The 5,699-nt window shown below is 69.0% G+C and carries 5 protein-coding genes and 1 pseudogene; 4 read left to right on the top strand and 2 right to left on the bottom strand.

What is annotated here, in order from left to right; all coding sequences use genetic code 11:
* Positions 1-213 (top strand): annotated as a pseudogene (locus tag ACZ3IC_RS33995) (hypothetical protein); the annotation flags it as partial.
* Positions 214-386: 173 nt separating this feature from the next.
* Here the strand turns inward: ACZ3IC_RS33995 and ACZ3IC_RS33990 are convergent.
* Positions 387-827, bottom strand: a complete 441-nt coding sequence (locus ACZ3IC_RS33990) for a hypothetical protein (RefSeq protein WP_467422562.1) — start codon at positions 825-827, stop codon at positions 387-389.
* Here ACZ3IC_RS33990 and ACZ3IC_RS33985 point away from each other — a divergent pair.
* Together ACZ3IC_RS33985 and ACZ3IC_RS33980 are read left to right on the top strand one after the other, a co-directional pair.
* Positions 826-1,920 carry a barstar family protein gene (locus tag ACZ3IC_RS33985; protein ID WP_467422560.1) on the top strand — a complete coding sequence of 365 codons (1,095 nt, stop codon included), beginning with the start codon at positions 826-828 and terminating at the stop codon, positions 1,918-1,920. The genes ACZ3IC_RS33990 and ACZ3IC_RS33985 overlap by 2 nt on opposite strands.
* A 729-nt stretch (positions 1,921-2,649) precedes the next feature.
* Positions 2,650-3,636 (top strand): NAD-dependent epimerase/dehydratase family protein, encoded by a 987-nt coding sequence (locus ACZ3IC_RS33980; protein ID WP_467422556.1) that lies wholly within the window; start codon positions 2,650-2,652, stop codon positions 3,634-3,636.
* 331 nt (positions 3,637-3,967) lie between these two features.
* Here ACZ3IC_RS33980 and ACZ3IC_RS33975 read toward each other — a convergent pair whose 3' ends face one another.
* Complete coding sequence (locus ACZ3IC_RS33975; RefSeq protein WP_467422554.1) at positions 3,968-4,387, bottom strand: NUDIX hydrolase; 420 nt, start codon at positions 4,385-4,387, stop codon at positions 3,968-3,970.
* A 564-nt stretch (positions 4,388-4,951) separates the two neighbouring features.
* Here ACZ3IC_RS33975 and ACZ3IC_RS33970 point away from each other — a divergent pair.
* On the top strand, positions 4,952-5,476 hold the full coding sequence (locus tag ACZ3IC_RS33970) for a P-loop nucleotide/nucleoside kinase family protein (protein WP_467422558.1): 525 nt from the start codon (positions 4,952-4,954) through the stop codon (positions 5,474-5,476).
* Positions 5,477-5,699 lie beyond the last annotated feature (223 nt).

Genomic DNA, 5,699 nt, shown 5'->3' with positions numbered 1-5,699 from the left:
GTCCACAGCATTCCCGACCACGCCTGGCAGCACATCAGCTACCCGACCGCGATGCCCGACCCCACCACCGGAGAACTCATCTCGGACGCCGAGGTCACTTCCAGACCACGTCGGCGGATCGAGGCTAAGGACCGCGTCCGGCAGCTGGACGCCAACCGCAGGACACGCGCCGAGGCCGTACAGCGGGCCCGGAGCCTGCTGACCGAGACGTGACACTGGGGTGCAGGTGTCTCGATCGGTGGTGTGCTGGCCGACCTGCGCGGAAAACTCAGCGCCCACCGCACGGCCCGCCCCGTCGCCGACTTCCCCGACCTCACCCCATAACCCCCTCACGCGGCCAGCCGCAGATGCCCAACCCTACGGATGCGCGGGGGGAGGAGCCGGTCTCAGGCGGTGGCTGGCTGCGGGGCGCCGGGGCCGCCGTGCTCCCACTCCTGAATGACCGTATGCAGCATGCCGGCGAACTCGGGGTCGGTGCCCTTGCGGGTCGCGACACTGCGCAGGTATGCCTCGGCTCCCTGGATCAGTCCTGAGCGCGGGCTGGTGAGCACTCTGGTTCGGCGGGTGCCGGGCGGCGAGACGTGGCTCCAGGCGTCGATGCAACGGACGGGGAGCTCGGCGGGGAGGTGGCCGTCGACGTAGGAGCCGTCGCGGTTGGTGCAGCTCCAGGATGTGCGCAGGGCGCATGAGTGGCAGGCGGCGTACGCGGCGTCCGGGTCCTGGCCGTCGGCGCCGCGCCCCGCCCCGCAGACCCCGGCCGTCCCGGGCGCCATGGAAGCGCCGGTGCGGGGGGAAATGAATTCGCGGTTGGTACCTGGTCCCGGCATGATTCCCTGCGTGCACGAGGACGAGGACCATCGCGGGCGAATGAGGTACACGCTCACTGAGACGGAGCACGGCCATGCTTGGGGCGTCTGCGCCGAGGCGGAAGGGCTGTTTGGAGAACCCCGACGCGGGACCTATGAGCTGTTCGGCTGGGTTCCGCAAGCAGAAGTGGGTGGCTGGGTTGGCAACCGACTCTGGCTGGTGCCGGACGATGAGACGCTCGACCCCTGGTTGCTGAGGGATGCGGAGAGCCCGGGGCCGCCCCTTGGGGCAGACAGTCTCGTGCTTACCGGACTGGACGACTACGAGGGTCCGCCCGAAGGACACAGGGGCCGCGTTCGCGTGCATGACGGGCATCAATGGCTCGGCTCCTGCCGGGAATTCGCCCGTGTCCTGCCGCGCAAGCAGCCGGCGCCCCCGCTCGTCCTGCGGGGGCTCGCCCAGGGTGATCAGCTGCGGGCGGCACTGGCGAAGGGCACCCGGCGGGCGCTGGACCTGGAGCAGGCCGCCCTGGGGATACGAGACGATCAAGGTGAGCTGCTCACCGAACGCCTGCTCTGGGCCAGAGTCAGTGCCTGGCGCCCATCCTCCTATGGGACTGACCTGATCGACTTGGAGCTCGATGGAGGGCTCTTTACGCCCGTTCCCGAACACGTCCGTCCCATCTGGGAACGGTGGCACGTGGGGCCGCCCGACACGGCGGCTGCCTGGGCCGGCCTTGATACCCGGCGCCGCTGGGCCTGGCACGATCTCGTCCGAGAGCGAGCTGCTTATCGTGTCCTGCCCGACCGCCCGGCCGGTCACGCCTACGAACTCGATGGTCGGCATGTCACAGACGAACCGGGCCTCTACCTGGCGCTCGGCGAGGCGGTGAACGGACCAGGTGGCTACTTCGGCGGCTGCTTTGCCGCCCTTGATGACTGCCTGGGTGGCACCTTCGGCTACACCGCCCCCGCAACTCTGCTCTGGCGGGACGCTGCAACCGCACGTGAGCACTTGTCCCAGGCCCTGTCACCGGGTGGCCAGCCCTACGACCTGTTCGGTGTGGTCCTCGATCTTCTGGCCGAGGGTGGCATGCACGTCACCCTGGCGTGAGCCACGGTCCGCCCGCCGGGCATCGACCTCGAAGTCGCCCGGCCTACATCCCCCGACACCGACACCGCCAACGTTCTTGCCCCGCTGTGCGAACAGATCGGCGAAACCCTCGACAACCCCTCGCCGACCGCCGCTACGCCCTGACCGGCGACCGCCGCGACCTGCACAACACCCTCCTGTAGGCCACCGCCCGCCGCTGCTCCTGGTCGTGCGCTCGTAGGGGTGGCAGCGCAATGCAGTACCTCAAGGCCGACCGGGCCGGGCTCACTACCCTCACCCCCGCCAGACCCGCACCACAGCTGCGCCATACCGCGGTGGGTGGTGTGAAGGAGTGCCGGAGAGCGGTGACACTCGCTGCCGGTGCGATGAGCGACTGTGGCCTGCCATCCGGGAGGGTCTCGGTTTCACGCCTGAAAGTGACCGGGAGCGCTTGAAGCGCTTCCGTTCGAAAGGCTCGAAGGATCACGTTCCAATTGAATGACTTTCCGCGTGCGCGCACCGCATCCTCTGACCGCTCTCATCCAATCGAGGCGTTTACGCATCGAACCCAGTCGTTTGGCCTTCCGTCTCAGCGAACCTAGGCGTGCGGATGGACGCACTGGGCAGGTGGCCACAGCGTCCAACCGTTGTAAACGGCTGGGAAGTGCCCGCCCCGGTGGCCCATTGAGGGCCGCTACGCTCTCGGCGAAGCAGGGACGCGCAGGCTCACAGTCCGTGTTGAGTGGGTCGATGGAGATCTTGGTACTGGGTGGAACGGCGTGGGTGGGCCGCGAGGTCTCGCGGCAGGCACTGGAACGTGGGCATCGGGTGACCTGCCTGGCCCGTGGAGAGAGCGGCGAAGTGGCCGAGGGTGCGGCGCTGGTCGCCGCGGACCGGCGCGACCCGTCGGCATACGAAAGACTGGCGGGCCGGGACTGGGACGCCGTGGTAGAGGTGTCGTGGCAGCCGGGTTTCGTCCGTGGGGCGCTGGCGGTGCTCGGCGAACGGGCAGGCCACTGGTCGTACGTGTCGTCGGGCAGCGCGTACGCCTCCCAGGCAGAGCCGGACACGGACGAGTCGGCGGAACTGCTCCCCGCGGCCGAGCGGGACGAGGTCGACCGCGAGGAGTACGGGGAGGCCAAGGTGGCCTGTGAGGAAGCCTCGACGGCCGCGGTGGGCGACCGGCTCCTCATTGCGCGGGCGGGACTGATCGGCGGCCCGGGCGACCACAGCGGCCGCACCGGTTACTGGGTCAGCCGTGCGGCGCGCGACCCGCTGGCGCCGCTGCTGGTGCCGGCTTCCCCCGGCATCCCGACGCAGGCGGTCGACGCGCGGGACCTCGCGGCGTGGCTGCTCGACTGTGCGGAGAAGGGGACGACCGGAACGTACAACGCGGTCGGCCCGATCGTGCCCTTCGGGGAGTGGGTCGCACTGTCGCGGGAGATCGGCGGGCACACCGGGCCGGTGGTGGAGGCCGACCCCGACTGGCTGCTCGGGCAGGAAGTGGGTCAGTTCATGGGCCCGGAGTCGCTCGCGATGTGGATGGCCGACCCGGACTGGGCCGGCTTCAGCGCCCGCAACGGCGCCGCAGCGAGCGCGGCCGGCCTGCGGCACCGGCCTCGGGCCCAACTGCTGGCGGACACGCTGCGTTGGGAGCGGAAGGAGGGTCTCGACCGACCCCGCTGGGCCGGCCTGAGTATCGAGCGCGAACGCGAACTCCTGGAAGCACTGAGGTGAGGATGCGTGGGGCTCGCGCGAAACGGGAACGGGGTGACCAAAACCGAGCGCCGCGCCTTATTCAGGCGCGGCGTTCAAGGCTTGGTAGGCGGATGGAGCACTGAGGGCGAGAATGGCCAGTTGAAGCGCTCCGTCAAGAACATCCGGAGACTCCATCTCACTCAACCTAGTCGACGCAGGTCAACGCGACCCTGACGACTAACTTCGTTGCGACAGGTCATCCTCGGTTGCCGCGCCCAGCGCATCGCCCGTCCGAGTTGGTGCGCCGCGCCCGGCTGGAGCGCGGCGCGCCCGTCGGAGCCGTCCAAGATCACATCGGTGTGGCGGTGTATCAGTCGGTGTGGTCGGTGGACATCAGCAGAGGGGGCACCATGTACGCGTTCCCGGCTGGGTTCCCCGAAAGGGGCATCCAGCTGAGACCTGTCATCCGGGGACAGTCACAGGTGAGCCCGGCGTCCACGCCCAGGCGGGGCTCGCCCGGTGCCACGTCCACGCGGTAGCAGGCAGTCCATCCTGACGGGTACGGCACGTCGTATACGTACTGCACGGACATGCCGGTCAGGCCGGTCTCTTCGGCCACCTCGCGGATCACCGCGTCCTCTGGTGACTCGCCGGGCTCGATGCCGCCTCCCGGCAGAGTCCAGTACTCCTGGCCGTCGTGGCGGCCCGATGGGCCCGTGCCCCGCTCACGCACCATCAGGACATGCCGGTCCCGAATGATCACCGCTGCCACCCGCCGTCTGTTTGTCACAGGGCCAATCATGGCGGCGCTGCCCCCGTTCCTGAAGCCGCCGCCGGTCCGGGTGCCGTTCGCGGCAGTACCCCGGGGGCCGGCCGAACCCGTGGCGGCCCGTGTGCCTGCAGGCTGAGGCTGGCATGGGTGCCCGGGGTGCTACGAACCGGACCGAGCGATTTCGGCCCGTGAGGTTCGGTGAGTTCCGGTGAGCCGTAGTGAGCGGTACCGGCTGATGGACGAATGGTGTGTCGGCGAGGCCCTCGCCAACCTCGGCCACCGCGCGCACCGGCGACCACAACCACAACCAGGCGGCGGCCGCGCCGCACGTCGTCGACCAGCCGGACCGGGATGCCGCCCTCACTCCAGGGCAGCGGGCCGCCGCCGTCCACGCTCACCAGCAGGCCGCGATGCCGGAGGAGTACCTGCGTACGGCGATGAGCAGGGTATCGGTCCACTTGCCTGGGAGGCGAGCGTCACCACCGCTGGATGTCATGGCGCTACCCGGCCGCGGTGCGGCCCGGCGATCCCCGGCAGAAAAGCGGTCGTCCTGCACTTGGTCTTCCAGATTACGATCTGGATGTGACCACGTTGTTCCTGACGATCGGCCTGCCCGGGACCGGAAAGACCACGAGGGCTCGGCAACTCGCCGAGGAGCACAGCGCCCTGCGGCTGACGCCGGATGAGTGGATGATTCCGCTGTTCGGCGAGGCGGAGGCGGATGGGAAGCGCGACGTGCTGGAAGGCCGGCTGCTCTGGCTCGGTCTGGAGGCGCTGAGACTTGGAACCAACGTGGTCCTGGATTTCGGATGCTGGTCCCGTGACGAGAGGTCCGCGATCCGCTGGTTGGTGGAGTCTGTGGGGGCGTCCTGCCTCCTTGTGTACATGCCACTGGACCAAGAGACCCAACGTGCTCGAATCGCCCATCGCCAGTCGGCCACCCCGGATCAGACCTTCCCGATGAGCGAAGCAGACCTCGTGCACTGGAAGACGCTCTTCGAGGAGCCCGACGCCGCCGAACTCGGTGGGCATGAGATTGGAGGTCCGCCTCCTGGGTGGTCGGGATGGTTGGAGTGGGCTGCCGATCGGTGGCCGTCGTTCGCGTGAACCCAACCTTGCCGCGGCCCAACACCGGGAGCGGGAGCCTGGGGCAGCCTTGGGCGCACTCGTGTGAGTCGGCCACGAAGTCGCGCCAGGCGTGCTGAGCCGAAGGATCCGCCGGACAGGCCCTAGTTCCAATACCGGTGACTTTGCTGACGCTGGCTCGTTGAGTTGGTGTGCCAAGGCCAGGACAGTTGAAGGCAGTTGAGAGTGATCGGTTTTCGGATCG

The organism is Streptomyces sp. NPDC002958 (genome assembly GCF_055563255.1).
Note: the sequence above shows the minus strand (reverse complement) of the source record. Positions and strands in the feature narration are given on the sequence as shown.

Bases quoted from the DNA above. Each gene is read 5' to 3' on its own strand.
- ACZ3IC_RS33980 (WP_467422556.1), top strand. From the start codon at position 2,650: ATGGAGATCTTGGTACTGGGTGGAACGGCGTGGGTGGGCCGCGAGGTC.
- ACZ3IC_RS33990 (WP_467422562.1), bottom strand. From the start codon at position 827: ATGCCGGGACCAGGTACCAACCGCGAATTCATTTCCCCCCGCACCGGC.
- ACZ3IC_RS33985 (WP_467422560.1), top strand. From the start codon at position 826: ATGATTCCCTGCGTGCACGAGGACGAGGACCATCGCGGGCGAATGAGG.